Origin of the sequence: Vibrio sp. 10N.286.49.C3 (genome assembly GCF_041469545.1) — a bacterium.
Taxonomy (GTDB): domain Bacteria; phylum Pseudomonadota; class Gammaproteobacteria; order Enterobacterales; family Vibrionaceae; genus Vibrio; species Vibrio tasmaniensis_A.
Map to the genome: position 1 here is coordinate 1 of NZ_JBFRKT010000003.1, position 16,335 is coordinate 16,335.

The following is a 16,335-nucleotide window of genomic DNA, read 5'->3' on the forward strand; positions in this document are numbered from 1 at the left end:
TTCAAATTTTTCTTTAGACACAATCGTGTTCCTTCCTAGTTATGATTCGCCACGTTCATTATTGAGCGAGACGCGCCAGAAATTGCTATTTTATGCGCCAACTCTCGTTAGCGCAATATTTGGACGCATTGTTCTTTCAAAAAATGAAAAAAATGCGTCCCTTTTGTTTAACCACGCTCTGCAATGATTGCATTAGCAACATTTTTTGGCACTTCAGCGTACTCACTAAACTCCATAGAGTAAGAAGCACGACCTTGTGTCGCAGAACGTAAATCAGTTGCGTAACCGAACATGACAGACAACGGAACTTGTGCACGAATTATCTTCAGGCCAGCTGTCCCCTCGTCCATACCTTCGATGATGCCGCGACGACGGTTAATATCGCCAACAACGTCACCCATCCAGTCTTCTGGAGTAGTTACTTCAACTTTCATCATAGGCTCAAGCAAAACTGGTTGCGCTTCTAGTGCACCTGTTCTGAAAGCCATAGAGGCAGCGATTGTAAACGCCATCTCACTTGAATCTACTTCATGGTAAGAACCATCATATAGTGTAGCTTTGATATCCAAAACTGGATAGCCCGCTAATACACCATTGTTCATTTGCTCTTCAACGCCTTTAGCGACAGAGGTAATGAACTCTTTTGGCACGATACCATTGGCAATTTCATCTACGAAGACAAAGCCTTCACCGGCTTCTGATGGTTCCAGTTTCAGCCACACGTGACCGTACTGTCCTTTACCACCATGTTCGCGGATAAATTTACCTTCAGCTTTTGCTGTACCACGAATGGTTTCACGATAAGCAACTTGCGGATTACCAACGTTGCAGTTCACACTGAATTCACGCTTCATGCGGTCAACGATGATATCTAAGTGCAGTTCACCCATACCAGAGATTAGTGTCTGGCCAGTCTCGTCATCCGTTTCAACACGGAACGATGGATCTTCTGCCGCTAGCTTACCTAACGCGATAGTCATTTTATCTTGATCAGCTTGAGAGCGAGGCTCTACAACGATCTGAATAACTGGATCTGGGAATTCCATACGTTCAAGAACAATTTTATGGTTCTGATCACATAGAGTTTCACCAGTAGTAACATCTTTAAGGCCGATAATGGCTGCGATGTCACCTGCTCGTACTTCTTTTACTTCTTCACGCTTGTTTGAGTGCATTTGAACAATGCGCCCTAAACGTTCACGTTGTTTCTTCACAGAGTTGTAAGCTGTTTTACCGCTTTCAACAACACCAGAGTAAACACGGATGAAAGTTAAAGTACCAACAAATGGGTCTGTTGCAATTTTAAATGCTAGCGCTGAGAACGGTTCTTTGTCGTCTGCATGACGCTCTGCTTCGTTCTCGTCTTCATCGATACCTTTAATTGCAGGTACATCGACTGGAGAAGGAAGAAAATCAACAACTGCATCTAGAACAGCTTGTACACCTTTGTTTTTGAATGCACTACCACAAGTAGCAAGTACGATTTCATTATTAAGGGTACGAGTACGAAGACCTTGTTTGATTTCAGCTTCTGTTAGTTCACCTTCTTCAAGGTACTTATCCATCAGCTCTTCATTTGCTTCTGCAGCAGCTTCAACAAGTTCTGTACGATATTCTTCAGCCATTTCTTGCATGTCTGCAGGAATATCTTCGTACGTGAAAGTCATGCCTTGGTCAGCTTCATTCCAGTTAATCGCCTTCATCTTGATAAGATCGACAACGCCTTGGAAGTTTTCTTCAGCACCAATGTTCAGTTGAATTGGAACAGGAGTTGCGCCTAGGCGATCCTTGATCTGTTCAACTACACGCAAGAAGTCTGCGCCTGTACGGTCCATTTTATTAACGAAAACCATACGTGGAACTTGGTACTTATCAGCTTGACGCCATACAGTCTCTGACTGAGGTTCAACACCAGATGAGCCACAGAACACAACAACTGCACCATCAAGCACACGCAGAGAACGTTCTACTTCGATTGTGAAGTCAACGTGCCCCGGAGTGTCGATGATATTAATACGGTGGTCAGAGTACTGAGCTTCCATACCACGCCAAAACGTAGTAGTTGCTGCTGAAGTGATCGTAATACCGCGCTCTTGCTCTTGCTCCATCCAATCCATGGTTGCTGCACCATCGTGAACTTCGCCGATTTTGTGAGAAAGACCGGTATAGAACAGAATACGTTCACTTGTGGTTGTTTTACCTGCATCTACGTGAGCAACGATACCGATATTACGGTATTGCTCAATAGGAGTTTTACGAGCCACGGTTGAATCCTCTTATTAGGGACTTAGGGACTATTGCTATGTCTAGATTATGCGTTAAAAGCGATACTTCGCTAAAAAGTGCTTGCCCTAGAAATAGCAATAGTTCCTAGCATAAGCATAGGAACTAAAGAAGTGCTGCAAGGAAACTTGCAGCACTAAAAAGGTATTACCAGCGGTAATGTGCGAACGCTTTGTTTGCGTCAGCCATACGGTGAACGTCTTCACGTTTCTTAACCGAAGTACCTTTGTTCTCAGACGCGTCTAGCATTTCAGCAGCTAGGCGTTGAGCCATAGATTTTTCACCACGCTTACGCGCAGCTTCAACTACCCAACGCATAGCAAGAGCGTTACGGCGAACCGGACGAACTTCTACAGGTACTTGGTAAGTTGAACCACCCACACGGCGAGATTTAACTTCTACCGCTGGACGAACATTTTCAAGAGCTTCTTCAAATACAGCTAAGTGATCTTTACCAGATTTCTCAGCCATAACTTCTAGTGCAGTGTAAACAATCTTCTCTGCAGTAGATTTTTTTCCGTCAACCATAAGGATGTTAACGAATTTTGCCAGCAGCTCAGATTTGAACTTAGGATCTGGAAGGATCTTACGCTGGCCTATTACGCGACGACGTGGCATGGAATTTCTCCGTTGTCTTCTTCAGGTTTTTTCCAAAACTTTTCAGAATAATAAATAAATAGTGTTTGGCCTTACTTAACGCTTTCTTTTAAAAAAAAGACGCATTAAGACTTAGGACGTTTCACACCATACTTAGAACGACCTTTCTTACGGTCGTTAACGCCTGCACAGTCAAGTGCACCGCGAACAGTGTGGTAACGCACACCTGGTAAATCTTTAACACGACCACCACGGATAAGAACAACACTGTGTTCTTGAAGGTTATGACCTTCGCCGCCGATGTATGAAGTAACTTCAAAGCCGTTAGTTAGACGAACACGACATACTTTACGTAGTGCTGAGTTCGGTTTTTTTGGAGTAGTAGTATATACGCGAGTACATACACCACGTTTTTGTGGGCACGCTTCTAGTGCAGGCACGTTGCTTTTAACAACCTGCTTTACACGAGGAGTACGTACCAACTGGTTAATAGTTGCCATTAACTAGCTCCTGATTTACTTGAAAGTAAGCTTGATGAAAAATCTAGCCCTATTACACATAGTGTAAATAGGGACGCAAAATTCTATTCAGCAGTGGGATGTGTGTCAAGAAATATACAGATCTTTTTTAGCCGTCTAGAGCTCAGGATGGTCTTTTTTTAACCACACTGATAAAATGCAGCTACCAAGTGACTGATTTGTCGTTCAAAACAGTCAGTTTTACGAATCCATCGAAGTCCACTTGATCCAGGGTGCTTGAAGCAAGTTGTTGTAAACCTCGACTATAAAGATCTGTTTTTAATACCGACACATGTTTAACGGTGGAGATTTGATTGAATAACTCATGATTTGGAAGGCAAACATACACCGCATCTTCAACCAAAAGGATATGGTCCTTTTGTTGCGAGTACATCAATGCAAGCTTGAGTTTGTCTACTGATTTTACAATATGAAGCATAACGTTCCCTAGAAAGTCAGTATTTTTTGGCTCTGAGCTAACTTCTGCGTCAACTCATTCATTTCTAGCGCAGTCACATCGATCAGTAAGTTATCAGTCGAGAGACCAAACTGATTGAGGCTATGTTGACACACGTAAACCTGCTCGATGTCGTAGAGGTCCATAAGCTTGAATGCAGAAATATAGTCACGTGATAAGGATTCATCAGGCTGTTGCGCTTTGAGAAGCTGTGTAACGCCATCACCGACAAAGAATACGCTGATGTCTTCACTGTAAGCTGAAGCCGCTAACAATGCGTCTAGCCCTTCCCTACCTGCAGCCGTTGTATGAGGAAAGCTGTTAAATATAAATGCTAATGTGCTCAAAACTGGACAACCCTATCTTGCGTCAGAAGTGCTTCAGATAAACTCCCTAAGCCTGCTTGGGTAAACCCTGTCGCCAAGTTAGAGGCAATTAATTGATGTTGCGCCGCTTCTTCAGTGCTGATAACTCCACGCCTTAGCGCAGCAGCAACACATGTCTCTAGGCTAACATTGTGCTCGTCCGCCAGTTTTTGCCAAGCGGCAGCTAAGTCAAATTCATCATTAGCCGGCACAGTAATGCCAGAGCCATTACTGACGCCGTCTTGATAGAAGAACACACTGTGAAGTTTGTGGCCCTGTTTCAATAGAGCCACAGCAAACTGATAAGCACTTCTTGCGGATTGTGACCCGTAAACGGGTCCATTAACTAAGAGTGTATAGCTTAACAACCCTCTTCATCCTCTGTTTTACGTTGACGGATGTACAAGTACACTGTGTGCTTAGAGATATTCAATCGCTCAGCAACGCGGTTAATCGCGTCTTTGATGTCGAAAATACCTTTGTCGTATAGCTCCATCACGATTTGGCGATTTTTGGTGTTGTTCGATACAGATTTGTCTGCATTGATTTCTTCAATCGTGCGTTCAACCGTTTGATCGACAAGTTCTTCAACATCACTAGCAAAGTTAACAGATGACGCAGCTTCGTCCGCGTCTTGCGTAGGCATGAAAGATTGCAGCACTTGTGAGAATGGCGCATCTAAGTTCACGTTAATACACAGTAAGCCAATCACTCGGTCTTCACCATTGCGGATAGCAACCGTGATCGACTTCATTAGTACCCCGCCTTTAGCGCGAGTAAAATATGAACGAGAGAAGTTACGCTTAGAACCTTCAATATCTTTCAACATCTTCAATGCAAGATCGGTGATTGGCGAACCAACCTGACGGCCTGTATTTTCACCATTGGCAATTTTAATCGCTGAAGTATTGAGGTCTTCTAAAGAGTGTAAAACGATTTCACAAAACGGACCGATCAGACTCGCAATACCATCAACTACGGCCTCATAAGATCTTAGGATAATTTTATCGTGTTCACTGAATGGCATGACATGGACTGATTCCATTTCGAGTAACATGTCCGCATTGACTGTTTCTGTAGTAGTCACTTATTCCTTACCTTCGTGTGAAAAATCAACAAATTTATGTAAGTTTATCAGAAAATTTTAATTGCACACCTAGCTAACATTGCAACTAGTGATTTAGAACAAGTTTAAAAATCAAATACTCATATTCAAGTCATAAAAAAAGCCTAACTTAAAGTTAGGCTTTTGATTCAATCAACGTATTTTAGTACGAGGCTTTTAATCGATATTATTGTGCAGGAGCTGCTTCAGCGTTATCGATGTTTAGTAGTTCTACTTCGAATACTAGCGTTGAGTTAGCTGGGATAGTCGGTGTATCTTGCTCACCGTATGCTAGCTCTGGCGGGATAACGAACTTGTACTTAGAACCCACTTGCATCAGTTGTACACCTTCAGTCCAACCTGGGATTACGCGGTTTAGTGGGAATGTTGCTGGTTCGCCACGATCGTAAGAGCTGTCGAACTGAGTACCGTCTGTTAGCGTACCTTTGTAGTGTACTTGAACCGTATCAGTGTCTTTTGGAGAAGCGCCTTCACCAGCCGTCATTACTTGGTAAAGTAGACCAGATTCAGTTTGCTTAACGCCTTCAGTTTTAGCGAACTCAGCGCGGAAGTCATCACCCGCTTTCTTCACTTCTGCAGACTTTTCTGCCGCTTGTGCTTGCATCGTTTCAGCAACACGCTTGTCTAGAGCTTCAAGAGCTGCACGAGTCTCTTCTTCGTTAAGTGCCGTCTTCTCTGCGAATACGTCTTCGATACCTTGAAGAACCATCGCTTTGTCTAGGTTAATACCTAGCTCGCTTGGCTTATCAATGCTTGTGCTTAAGTAGTTAGCGAAAGATACACCGATTGCGTATGCCGCTTTGTCATCTTCTGTTTTAAAGTTTACTGCTGCAACTTTAACTTCTTCTACCTGTGGAGCTTCTGCCTTTGGTTCTTCTTTCTGACAACCAACTGCTAGCATAACCGTTGCGGCAAGCAGTGATACTTTTAAAACTGATTTCATTGAATTCTCCAATTAATGGCCAAGCCATTGGTTATTGTGCACAAATCTAATGATTAGATTGGTGTGAATACGTTAGTTATAACAATATACTAGTCATATGTCTTTCGACACAAACCGGATTATTGGATGTGATGCGAATATTTTTCCACTCATTGCTATGTACGATTGTCATCACCTTGTTAAATGGCTGCTTTTTCTTCCAAGATGATGACCAACGCTGGGAAATTGAACCCAACGGCGCCACCAGCTTTGCCCTAAGTAGAGGTGGACGCTTCGCGCTGCTCTACTCGCAGCAAAAACAGCTGCTCCTTTGGGATCTTGCCCAGAACAAAGAACTGGCTCAGCTTGGTCCACAAGATCAATCCGAAAATCAAGTATCGCGTATTCGCATCTCTGACAATGGTCGCTTTGCCATTACCGCCAGTCAGATGAATTTCGCCGTTTGGGACTTATCTTGGACACAAGCTGAAGGGCTATGGTCGATTTCCGATGGCTTAATTCGCGATGTTGATATCTCTAGCAACGGTGAAAAAGTACTGCTGGGCCTATCTAATGGCAAAGCTATCTATGTGGACTTAGTCACCGGACGCCGTCTGGAGTTCCTCGCTCACCGAGAAAAAGTTAATTCCGTCTCCCTATCTTCGAATGGGCGCTACGCATTATCAGGCGGTAACGACTATAAAGCTTACCTTTGGGATACCGAATCAGGCTTGGTATTGCGTACATTCGAGCACGAACAAAGAGTCGTACGAGTTGCCTTACAACGAGATGGAGAGCTAGCTTTTACCTCCGATGGAGGGAATCAAGCGATGATCTGGGATCTTGAGACAGGTGAACCTCAAGCTCAATTGCAGAGCTGGTCTCGACAGCTAATTTTCTCCAGTGTTCGCTTTTCTGATGACGGCAGTATGTTGGTAACAGGTACGCCATCTAGCCAAGTGAGCGTGTGGAATACTCAAGATGGCAAACGCATTTCTCGCCACGACGCCGAGCCATTAAAAGATGCTCGCCCTCCTCGTGCGGTAGTGTATGATGCAGCCTTTGATGATAAGAACCGTGTGATATCGGGCACCTCTGCGGGCATTGCCCAAGCTTGGAATGTGGATTAAGAACGATGACAGAAAAGCGAGTTGAACAATTAGAAAGCCGCGTGAATGACCTAGAATGTCAGTTGGCTTTCCAAGAGCAAACCATTGAAGAACTTAATGAAGCGCTTAGCCAACAACAGATGTTGATCACGAGAATGCAAGACCAGATGAAGTTCGTGGTTGGCAAAGTAAAAAATATGGATGGCTCAAACCTCGCTGACGCATCAGAAGAGACGCCCCCTCCACACTATTAAGTGCGCTTTAAAGATAACGAATTAGTTCTAGTGACGCATATCGTTAGTTTTTCGTCCTCAATGTGTAAACACATTTCAGGACGGGACATAGAAAACCAAAAGGGCGACAGATACTTATCTGTCGCCCTTTTGTTTGTTTAATCTGCGCTAATTCAACTAAAGTCAGTTAAGCCAATACAAACTTAGTCATCGGCATAAATTTTTACTTCCACGCAGCCATTAGTATCAACACTCGCACGGTACATTCCTGAACTGTTCATACCGAAATGAATATCACCTTGTCCATCGATAGCAATCAAGCCTCCTTCACCACCCATGGTTTTCAATTCACCTTGAATTATCGTTTCACAAGCCGTATGCACATCTTCCTTGAGATAACGCATTCGTGCCGCCACATCACTGGCAACCATCTTTCTAAGGAAGAACTCCCCCATACCTGTTGTTGAAACGGCCACATTGCCATTTTCAGCAACAGTGCCTGCACCGATGATTGGAGAATCTCCCACACGACCGTATTTTTTATTGGTTACGCCACCAGTGCTGGTTGCGGCTGCTAAGTTTCCGGCTTGGTCTAATGCGACCGCGCCAACCGTGCCGTACTTTTTATCATCTGGATATTTATCAGCTTGCTCTTCATCATATTTCGCTTCAGACAAAGCAAAAATACCTTTCTCTTTCATCGACTGAAGTTGGTCATAACGACGCTCAGTAAAGAAGTAATCTTGCTCGGTGAAAGTATGGTCATACTCAAACGCAAACTTCTCGGCGCCTTCACCAATCAGTAGCACATGGTCGCTTTTAAGCATCACATCACGCGCAAGCTCAATTGGATTTTTGATATGGCGGACACCGGCAATAGCCCCCGCATCCATTTCACGACCGTGCATCACAGAAGCATCCATCTCAACAAATTCATCATGAGTTAGAACTGAACCTTTACCTGCATTAAAGTGGGGACTGTCTTCCATCACCTTAACTGAAGCAACCACTGCATCTAGCGCATCGCCACCCGACTGTAATACTTGATAGCCAGCCAAAACCGATTTTTCCAAAGCCTCGGTAATACCCGTTTTTAATTCATCACTCATTTGCTCTCGTAAGATGGTGCCTGCACCACCATGAATGGCAATTGAAAAAGGCTGTGACATACAAACTCTCCACTGACGTCGACTTATAATGTTGTGCTATCAATACCACATCCATGGTTTGATGTCTGATAGCGAAAACCAAACTATTTACGAACGCTTAGATTTGCGGACACTAAGATTTGCAGACAATTAGTTTGGTAGACGGAAAGCCAGCTCAAAAAGCTAGCACCCTAAACGAAAAAAACCTCCACAAGGGAGGCTTTCAATATTCTTAAACTAAACCGTTAATTCGGTATTAGTGAGAACCACAGCTACCGCCGCCGCAGCAGCCGTCTTTTTTCTCTTCAGCATGGTCATGGCCTTCGCCACCACAGCAACCACCTTCGTGATCATGATCGTGGTCGTGACCGCCACAGCCGCCTTCTTGGTGTACGTGACCGTGTTGAACTTCTTCTTCAGTCGCTTCACGAACCGCTACAACTTCAACGTCAAACGTTAGAGTTTGGCCAGCTAGCATGTGGTTACCGTCAACAACAACTTCGTCGCCATCTACTTCAGTAACTTCAACTGGGATTGGACCTTGGTCAGTATCCGCTAGGAAACGCATGCCAACTTCGATTTGCTCAACACCTTGGAATACGTCTGCAGGAACACGTTGAACTAGGTCATCGTTGTGCTCGCCGTAAGCGTCTTCTGGAGTAACAGTTGCTGAGAACTTGTCGCCAGCGACTTTGCCTTCAAGCTCTTTTTCAAGACCTGTAATTAGGTTGTTGTGACCGTGAAGGTAATCTAGTGGAGCTTCTGCAATTGATTGATCAACTACTACGCCATCTTCAAGTTTCACTTGATATGCAACACTAACTACTACGTTCTTTTCAATTTTCATGAGAGCTCCAAGGAGGTTTGGACTAAGCTCGAACAGTTGAGCTTAGGAAAAATTCTGTACCCGGATATTATGGGGATCAATTGACGAAACTCAATCACTCAGGCTTAAAAATACCGATCATTTCTTGATTCGCGTGTTCAGATTTCTCTACAGTTTTCGGTTTACGCTGTTCTGTGAAGTCACAATCGACACATTCCACCAGCTCGATATTATTTTCAATCCACCAGCGGAGTGTGTCTTGAGTCTTGCAGCTTGGGCAGCTCGCCCCTGCGATAAAGCGTTTTTTCTGTTTCACGTTGATATCCTTTACTACTCTGGATTCGCAGTTCTTCCGCTCTAGCTCTATTAAAGACAAAGCAGAGACCACGTTTATTATTAGATCAGTTATCTAGACTTTTATTTCTAGAGCTCAAGCTATATGTCTATGCCCAAGCTTCATTTCTAAGCTCAAGCATTAGTTATCACTTCAAGCTACTGCCAATAGTTTCGAGATTGGTGATCGTTTTCCATCTCGTGTCCAAAAATCTCTTCAAGCTCTTTGCGAGCCTCTTTCGCTCTTTGGGCTAACTCGGCATCTTCGTTATGCTGAGGCAGCAACTCTTTCAGCATACCATTATCCAGTTTCCTAAAGTGTGCTTCTGCTCGCTTCGCTTTATATGGATGCATGCCAAGTTCAGTCAATGTTTGACGACCTAAATCCAGAGCACCAAGGAAGGTTTCACGCGAGTAGTTGCTCACACCGTGGTTAAGTAATTGATACGCTTCAACACGGCTTCGAGCACGCGCTAAAATCTTTAACTGTGGGAAATGCTGCTTACACAAGTCGACAGTTTTCATGATTTCGTCTGGAGAGTCGGTACACAACACGATCGCTTCCGCTTTATCAGCTCCGGCTGCGCGTAATAATTCAAGATGAGTCGAGTCACCGTAAAACACCTTGTAGCCGAACTTCCTAAGGATATGTATTTGGCTGGCATCACTTTCAAGGACGGTGATACGAATCTTGTTGGCATACATCAGACGACCAATGATCTGACCGAAACGACCAAAGCCTGCAATGATCACTCGAGGGCTACGATCAACCACATCCGAAGACATCGCACTTTCGCTGATTTGGTTCAGCTGACGAGCAAAGAATCGGTCTTGCAGCTTAAGCATCAGCGGCGTGGTCACCATAGACAGGCTCACTACCACCAGTAAGAACGACACCTGTTCGCCACTTAAGATGCCTTGTGCACTCGCAGCGGTAAAAATTACGAAGGCAAACTCACCACCTTGGCTGAGAATCATCGCCATTCGGCTGCGCGCTTTAGCTTGAGTGCCGAAGATACGAGCCAGCGCATACAGCACCAAACCTTTCAATATGACCAGAGACGACACTGCGATAAGTATTGCGAATGGGCTTTCTGCCAATAAACCTAGGTTTACTGCCATACCCACAGAGATAAAGAACAGACCAAGCAGTAACCCTTTGAATGGGTCAATCGCAATTTCTAACTCGTGTCGATATTCACTTTCAGCCAGAAGTACGCCCGCCAAGAAAGTACCTAATGCCATCGACAAACCAATCTGCTGCATGATGACGGCAATACCAATCACCAATAACAGCGCTGCTACCGTGAACAACTCACGCACACCGCTCATGACTACATATCGGAACAGTGGTCTCAACAAGAAGTGACCACCGACAAGCAAGCCAATCACACCGCCTAGCATCCACAACATGTCAGCCCAACTGCCGCCCGTATTGCCAGCAAGCAAAGGCAGCATCGCCAACATAGGGATTACGGCAATATCTTGGAAAAGTAATACCGCAAAGCCTGACTGCCCTGCTTCTTTGCCACCAAGCTCTCGCTCTTCAATAACACGCAACGCAATAGCGGTCGAAGACAAAGCTAAACCCATGCCGATGACTAAGCTAGTTTGCCAAGTTAAACCAAACATACACGCGATGGCGGTAATAATCAGAGTGGTGATCAGCACTTGCGCGCCACCGAGTCCTAGAATGGGGGCTCGCATCTGCCACAGTTTTTTCGGATTAAGTTCGAGACCAATCAAGAAGAGCAGCAGTACCACCCCGAATTCGGAGAAGTGTAGAATCGCCTCTACATCACTGATTAAACCAAGCCCCCATGGGCCAATCGCCACACCCGCTAATAAGTAACCGAGTACCGACCCTAATCCAGCGCGCTGTGCGATAGGAACCGCAACTACAGCAGCTGCTAAAAATATAACGCTACTTTGTAGAAAATCGTTAGTCAGAGCCATCATTCGCTCCTATATCTTGTAGCGGGTCTCGCAACCAATTTCGATACGCTTCTGCGTGTTGGTAACGCGTCATATCGGTGACATTTCGTGCCCAGTGTAAAACCAAAGGGGATATCCAGTGCATCTGACACAAAGCAGCCGTTAGCTCGAATGGTTGCAAAATCTCTTGTAATGGATATTTATTATAGCCTGCGGCACCAAACGCCTCTTCTTTACCACCGGTAGTAATCACACTGCGCCAGTGTTTACCTTTAAGCGCACTTTGCTCACCAAACGCAAAACCCTTGCCTAATACTCGGTCAAACCACTCTTTAAGCAGTGATGGGCAGGAATACATAAACAAAGGGTGTTGGAACACGATCACATCAAATTCAAGCAGCAATGCATGCTCAGAAGGCACATCAATAAAGAAGTCAGGATAGATGGCGTAGAGATCGTGGACTTTGACATTCCCAAGCGACTCTATCTTTTTAACCATGATCTGGTTAGCGATAGAGGTTTGCGGCTCTGGGTGCGCATAGATGACCAGCACCTTTGGCACGGGGTTGTCTGTCGAGGGAGTATTACTCATTCCTTTGAAACATTCCTTTGAAGGCTAAACGGTGGCAAGGCCACAAGAATTTAAGCAAAAGTTACTAATATGTTATTGGCATCATAACGCAAATTGCATTGTGATCGACTTTTATCTGGTTTCAGCCTACTATGCAGGCGTCTGTTCACCTCTAATTTCTATGCTATTTCAATTATGATTACTTTCTCTGATATTCAATTGCTACGCGGCGGTAAGCCACTCCTCGACCAAGCATCTGCGACTTTTCACCCTGGCGACAAGATCGGTTTGGTTGGTAAGAATGGCTGTGGTAAATCTACGCTGTTCGCCCTAATTAAGGACGAACTGTCTATTGATGCTGGCTCATTCAGTAAACCAGCCCATTGGGAAATGGCTTGGGTTGCTCAAGAAACACCTGCATTAGAAAGAACAGCAATTGAATACGTGATTGATGGCGACCGTGAATACCGTGGCCTTGAAGATCAACTTGAGAAAGCCGAACAAGCCGACAACGGCACATTAGTCGCAGAGATCCATGGCAAGATTGAAACCATTGGTGGTTATAGCATCAAAGCACGCGCGGCTGAGCTGTTAGACGGCCTGGGCTTTCGCCAAGAACAAATGACATGGAACCTGACTCAATTTTCAGGGGGTTGGCGTATGCGTTTGAACCTAGCGCAAGCCCTACTGTGTCGCAGTGACCTACTGTTACTCGATGAGCCAACCAACCACTTGGATTTAGACGCTGTAATGTGGCTAGAGCGCTGGTTACAAAACTACCCAGGCACACTCGTTCTTATCTCACACGATAGGGACTTCTTGGATCCTATCGTCAACCGCATCGTGCATGTTGAAAATCAACTGCTCAATGAATACACCGGTAACTACTCGTCGTTCGAAACCCAACGAGCGCAAAAGCTAATTCTGCAACAAGCGATGTACCAAAAGCAGCAGAAACAAATGTCGCACATGCAGAGCTACATTGACCGTTTCCGTTATAAAGCTTCAAAAGCTCGCCAAGCGCAAAGCCGTATTAAAGCGCTAGAGAAAATGGAACAAGTACTGCCCGCTCAGTTTGATAACCCTTTCAGCTTTGAATTTAGAGAACCAGACGCACTACCAAACCCAATCATGATGATGGACGAGGTATCGGCGGGTTACGATGACAATCTGATTCTAGAGAAGATTCGCTTGAACCTAGTGCCGGGCAGCCGTATTGGTCTACTTGGTCGAAATGGTGCTGGTAAATCAACGCTGATTAAACTGCTTTCTGGCGAACTGAAACAGCAAGGTGGTGAGCTGAGCTATTCGCAAGGCGTTAAAATGGGTTACTTTGCACAGCACCAATTAGAGACTCTGCACCCTGAAGAGACACCACTTCAACACATGATGCAGATTGCGCCAAAACACACCGAGCAACAACTGCGTGACTACCTAGGTAGCTTTGGCTTCCAAGGTGAAAAAGCACTCGACAAGGTGGCGCCATTCTCGGGAGGTGAAAAAGCGCGTTTAGTATTAGCGCTACTGGTATGGCAAAAGCCGAACCTGTTGCTACTCGATGAACCAACCAACCACTTGGATCTCGATATGCGTCAGGCACTAACGTTTGCATTACAGACGTTTGAAGGCGCGATGGTTATCGTATCGCATGACCGCTACCTACTTCGTGCCACTACTGATGATTTATACCTTGTACACGACCGTCAAGTTGCACCGTTTGATGGTGACCTTAGCGATTACTACAAGTGGCTAACCGAACAACAGAAAGTTGAGCGCAAAGAAGCACAAGCATTGGCACCAGCAAAAGATGGCGCCAACAGTGCTGCAGCAAAAAAAGATCAGAAACGTAAAGAAGCAGAGTTCAGAAAACTGACGGCACCCATTCGTAAAAAGCTGACTCAATTTGAAAAGCAGATGGATAAATTAACGTTGGCTCTTGAAGAAGCCGAGCAAGAATTATCCGATACTTCACTGTATGAAGCTGAAAATAAGGCTAAACTGAATAAAGTACTCGCTCTACAAGCGAGCAGTAAGTCACAGCTAGAAGAAGTTGAAATGGATTGGATGTCCACTCAAGAAGAGCTTGAGCAGATGGAACTGGATATGGATAGCTTATGAGCCCAGAGCACGCACCAATATCACTAACACTGGAACGACTATGGCAATTTAGCCTTCAGTATTACAGTGTGCGCGGTGTTAAGGATGCGTGCTTAGCTTTGCAAAACCAATTCCATGGCAACGTCAATCTACTGCTGCTTCTCAAATGGCTTGATGAGCAGCAACTCTCTTTCGCTGAGGAGGAGTGGCACAAGGTGCAACAATGCTTAAGTCGCTCTGAAACCTTGCTTCATAGTTATCGAGAGCTGCGTAAACACCTCAAAGCACACGTTGTTGATTCACTCTACCGTGAAGCCTTACAATTTGAGCTGCAGCTTGAAAAGCAACAACAGTCCGATCTCGTCGACTGCATTAAGTCTCTTCAACTTACAGCGAACCAACAATCACCGCTCGCTTTACAGTACTGTCGTTTATTAGGGGCGGAAAACCTCTACGACGCTTTTTCTGAACCAGCACCACAGCCCTAACGCATTTCCTTTTCCTTTTATTCAATCAAGCTCCAAGCTTAACTGCGCTCGCTCGTTACCATGATCGCATGCTGACTAAAAAACATTTGGGGGGGAGTCTTTAATACGCCCAACCTTGATATTATTCAACCAGTTACCCATCACCTGTTTTGGTCGATCATATCAGTGAAACCCTTGCGCTTATGCTAAGAATCAACCAAGCTCAAATAAAAACGTGGGCGTTTCGCTAAAAGCTCAACACTTTATCAAAGCCCATAAAAGAAGCATGGACTGTTTTTATGACAATATTTACCGCTGCCGCTGGCCTATCGAATCCACATTTACAAACCTTAGTGCCAAGATTTATTAGAAAGCAGGCGTTGTTTGCTCCTCAATGGCAGACCTTAGAAACTCCCGACGGCGATTTCCTAGACCTTGCATGGAGTGAATCGCCAGACGGTGACACACCAAGCAATGATGATAAAAGTAACAAGCCAATATTCGTTCTATTCCACGGATTAGAAGGGAGCTTTGAGAGCCCTTACGCCAACGGGCTGATGAATGCATTTGCTAAAGATGGTTGGCTATCAGTGATGATGCACTTTAGAGGTTGCAGCGGAAAACCAAATCGCTTGGCTCGTGCATACCATTCAGGTGAAGTCGAAGATGCGCGCTTTTTCCTAAGGCATCTGCACGCGCAGTTCCCCAACAACCCCAAAGTTGCAGTTGGTATCTCTTTGGGGGGTAACATGCTGGCGAATTATTTGGCTGAGTATGCAGACGACCCATTGCTGTCGGCGGCGACCATAGTATCTGCTCCATTTGACTTGGCTTGTTGTTCTAGTCGCATTGAGCAGGGCTTCTCCAAGCTCTATAAGAAGTATCTACTCAACTCTCTAAAATCAAACGCCTTGAAAAAAGTTAACCTGCTACAGGAAAAGCTGGGGGTCACTGCGGAAACCATTAAGAAGATCACCAAACTGTATGAGTTTGATGAACAAATCACGGCGCCTCTGCATGGGTTCAAAAATGCCCAAGATTATTATGCGCAATGCTCCGCACTGCCTAAACTCAAGAAGATCAAACTACCAACTCAGATCATTCATGCCAAGGACGATCCTTTCATGACCGATGATGTGATTCCAAAGTTCGTTCTGCCTGATAACATCGATTATCGACTGTTTCAAAAAGGCGGTCATGTGGGGTTCATTACCGGCAGCACACTCAAGCCAAGATTTTGGTTAGAAGAAGCATTACCCGCCTACTATGAAAGTCTACAAGATTCGGCATAATGACGAGCCTTAGTAAATAGCAGTAAAAATATTACTAAGCTCACTCATTTCTACAA

Annotated in this window: 19 protein-coding genes; 6 read left to right on the forward strand and 13 right to left on the reverse strand. The window is 44.9% G+C overall.

Features of this window, described 5'->3' with window-relative positions; translation table 11 throughout:
• The coding region (locus tag AB4180_RS01190) for a hypothetical protein (protein ID WP_206747607.1) at positions 1-187 on the forward strand (187 nt) is incomplete at its 5' end.
• On the opposite strand, the gene fusA is transcribed toward AB4180_RS01190, so the two are convergent.
• The 8 genes from fusA to fkpA all read right to left on the reverse strand — a co-directional run bounded on the left by fusA (position 168) and on the right by fkpA (position 6,289).
• The gene (fusA, locus tag AB4180_RS01195) at positions 168-2,264 is read right to left on the reverse strand and encodes an elongation factor G (RefSeq protein ID WP_012604915.1); all 2,097 of its coding nucleotides are present in this window, start codon (positions 2,262-2,264) and stop codon (positions 168-170) included. The two genes, AB4180_RS01190 and fusA, sit on opposite strands and share 20 nt — an antisense overlap.
• 166 nt (positions 2,265-2,430) lie before the next feature.
• On the reverse strand, positions 2,431-2,901 hold the full coding sequence (gene rpsG, locus AB4180_RS01200) for a 30S ribosomal protein S7 (RefSeq protein WP_012604916.1): 471 nt from the start codon (positions 2,899-2,901) through the stop codon (positions 2,431-2,433).
• Positions 2,902-3,005: 104 nt separating this feature from the next.
• Entirely contained in the window at positions 3,006-3,380 is a 375-nt protein-coding gene (gene rpsL, locus AB4180_RS01205; protein WP_012604917.1) for a 30S ribosomal protein S12, read from the reverse strand.
• Positions 3,381-3,561: 181 nt separating this feature from the next.
• Positions 3,562-3,837: a sulfurtransferase complex subunit TusB gene (gene tusB, locus AB4180_RS01210; RefSeq protein ID WP_009848936.1), complete on the reverse strand. Its 276-nt coding sequence runs from the start codon at positions 3,835-3,837 to the stop codon at positions 3,562-3,564.
• Positions 3,838-3,845: 8 nt separating this feature from the next.
• On the reverse strand, positions 3,846-4,202 hold the full coding sequence (tusC, locus tag AB4180_RS01215) for a sulfurtransferase complex subunit TusC (RefSeq protein ID WP_017096568.1): 357 nt from the start codon (positions 4,200-4,202) through the stop codon (positions 3,846-3,848).
• The gene (gene tusD, locus AB4180_RS01220) at positions 4,199-4,588 is read right to left on the reverse strand and encodes a sulfurtransferase complex subunit TusD (RefSeq protein ID WP_009848934.1); all 390 of its coding nucleotides are present in this window, start codon (positions 4,586-4,588) and stop codon (positions 4,199-4,201) included. Before tusD ends, tusC begins: the two co-directional genes overlap by 4 nt.
• Positions 4,582-5,307 (reverse strand): transcriptional regulator, encoded by a 726-nt coding sequence (locus AB4180_RS01225; protein ID WP_012604921.1) that lies wholly within the window; start codon positions 5,305-5,307, stop codon positions 4,582-4,584. Before AB4180_RS01225 ends, tusD begins: the two co-directional genes overlap by 7 nt.
• Before the next feature lie 205 nt (positions 5,308-5,512).
• Positions 5,513-6,289, reverse strand: coding sequence for an FKBP-type peptidyl-prolyl cis-trans isomerase (fkpA, locus tag AB4180_RS01230; RefSeq protein ID WP_009848932.1), 777 nt, complete (start codon positions 6,287-6,289; stop codon positions 5,513-5,515).
• A 131-nt stretch (positions 6,290-6,420) separates the two neighbouring features.
• Here fkpA and AB4180_RS01235 point away from each other — a divergent pair, with 131 nt between their 5' ends.
• Positions 6,421-7,398 (forward strand): WD40 repeat domain-containing protein, encoded by a 978-nt coding sequence (locus AB4180_RS01235; RefSeq protein WP_102250584.1) that lies wholly within the window; start codon positions 6,421-6,423, stop codon positions 7,396-7,398.
• Between the two features lie 5 nt (positions 7,399-7,403).
• Entirely contained in the window at positions 7,404-7,631 is a 228-nt protein-coding gene (locus AB4180_RS01240) for a SlyX family protein (RefSeq protein WP_009848930.1), read from the forward strand.
• 182 nt (positions 7,632-7,813) lie between these two features.
• Here AB4180_RS01240 and AB4180_RS01245 read toward each other — a convergent pair whose 3' ends face one another.
• The 5 genes from AB4180_RS01245 to kefG form a co-directional block, all read right to left on the reverse strand.
• Complete coding sequence (locus tag AB4180_RS01245; protein ID WP_017096565.1) at positions 7,814-8,779, reverse strand: isoaspartyl peptidase/L-asparaginase family protein; 966 nt, start codon at positions 8,777-8,779, stop codon at positions 7,814-7,816.
• Between the two features lie 235 nt (positions 8,780-9,014).
• A complete protein-coding gene (gene slyD / locus AB4180_RS01250; RefSeq protein ID WP_017096564.1) occupies positions 9,015-9,605 on the reverse strand; it encodes a peptidylprolyl isomerase in 591 nt (196 codons plus the stop codon).
• A 94-nt stretch (positions 9,606-9,699) separates the two neighbouring features.
• A complete protein-coding gene (locus tag AB4180_RS01255; RefSeq protein ID WP_009848927.1) occupies positions 9,700-9,900 on the reverse strand; it encodes a YheV family putative zinc ribbon protein in 201 nt (66 codons plus the stop codon).
• A 176-nt stretch (positions 9,901-10,076) separates the two neighbouring features.
• On the reverse strand, positions 10,077-11,873 hold the full coding sequence (kefB, locus tag AB4180_RS01260) for a glutathione-regulated potassium-efflux system protein KefB (protein WP_029223757.1): 1,797 nt from the start codon (positions 11,871-11,873) through the stop codon (positions 10,077-10,079).
• The gene (gene kefG / locus AB4180_RS01265) at positions 11,860-12,444 is read right to left on the reverse strand and encodes a glutathione-regulated potassium-efflux system ancillary protein KefG (protein ID WP_017096561.1); all 585 of its coding nucleotides are present in this window, start codon (positions 12,442-12,444) and stop codon (positions 11,860-11,862) included. The genes kefB and kefG overlap by 14 nt, the downstream gene beginning before the upstream one ends.
• A gap of 174 nt (positions 12,445-12,618) precedes the next feature.
• On the opposite strand from kefG, the gene AB4180_RS01270 reads away from it, so the two are divergent.
• The 3 genes from AB4180_RS01270 to AB4180_RS01280 all read left to right on the forward strand — a co-directional run bounded on the left by AB4180_RS01270 (position 12,619) and on the right by AB4180_RS01280 (position 16,279).
• A complete protein-coding gene (locus tag AB4180_RS01270) occupies positions 12,619-14,541 on the forward strand; it encodes an ABC transporter ATP-binding protein (protein ID WP_017096560.1) in 1,923 nt (640 codons plus the stop codon).
• Positions 14,538-15,008, forward strand: a complete 471-nt coding sequence (locus AB4180_RS01275; RefSeq protein ID WP_009848923.1) for a TIGR02444 family protein — start codon at positions 14,538-14,540, stop codon at positions 15,006-15,008. Before AB4180_RS01270 ends, AB4180_RS01275 begins: the two co-directional genes overlap by 4 nt.
• A 278-nt stretch (positions 15,009-15,286) precedes the next feature.
• Positions 15,287-16,279, forward strand: a complete 993-nt coding sequence (locus AB4180_RS01280) for a hydrolase (RefSeq protein ID WP_012604928.1) — start codon at positions 15,287-15,289, stop codon at positions 16,277-16,279.
• Positions 16,280-16,335: the final 56 nt, after the last annotated feature.

Excerpts from the sequence above, each read along its gene's own strand:
- AB4180_RS01280 (WP_012604928.1), top strand. The coding sequence starts at position 15,287 with ATGACAATATTTACCGCTGCCGCTGGCCTATCGAATCCACATTTACAA.
- rpsL (WP_012604917.1), bottom strand. The coding sequence starts at position 3,380 with ATGGCAACTATTAACCAGTTGGTACGTACTCCTCGTGTAAAGCAGGTT.
- AB4180_RS01245 (WP_017096565.1), bottom strand. The coding sequence starts at position 8,779 with ATGTCACAGCCTTTTTCAATTGCCATTCATGGTGGTGCAGGCACCATC.
- AB4180_RS01240 (WP_009848930.1), top strand. The coding sequence starts at position 7,404 with ATGACAGAAAAGCGAGTTGAACAATTAGAAAGCCGCGTGAATGACCTA.
- tusB (WP_009848936.1), bottom strand. The coding sequence starts at position 3,837 with ATGCTTCATATTGTAAAATCAGTAGACAAACTCAAGCTTGCATTGATG.
- fkpA (WP_009848932.1), bottom strand. The coding sequence starts at position 6,289 with ATGAAATCAGTTTTAAAAGTATCACTGCTTGCCGCAACGGTTATGCTA.
- rpsG (WP_012604916.1), bottom strand. The coding sequence starts at position 2,901 with ATGCCACGTCGTCGCGTAATAGGCCAGCGTAAGATCCTTCCAGATCCT.
- AB4180_RS01275 (WP_009848923.1), top strand. The coding sequence starts at position 14,538 with ATGAGCCCAGAGCACGCACCAATATCACTAACACTGGAACGACTATGG.
- slyD (WP_017096564.1), bottom strand. The coding sequence starts at position 9,605 with ATGAAAATTGAAAAGAACGTAGTAGTTAGTGTTGCATATCAAGTGAAA.
- AB4180_RS01270 (WP_017096560.1), top strand. The coding sequence starts at position 12,619 with ATGATTACTTTCTCTGATATTCAATTGCTACGCGGCGGTAAGCCACTC.
- kefG (WP_017096561.1), bottom strand. The coding sequence starts at position 12,444 with ATGAGTAATACTCCCTCGACAGACAACCCCGTGCCAAAGGTGCTGGTC.
- AB4180_RS01235 (WP_102250584.1), top strand. The coding sequence starts at position 6,421 with ATGCGAATATTTTTCCACTCATTGCTATGTACGATTGTCATCACCTTG.
- kefB (WP_029223757.1), bottom strand. The coding sequence starts at position 11,873 with ATGGCTCTGACTAACGATTTTCTACAAAGTAGCGTTATATTTTTAGCA.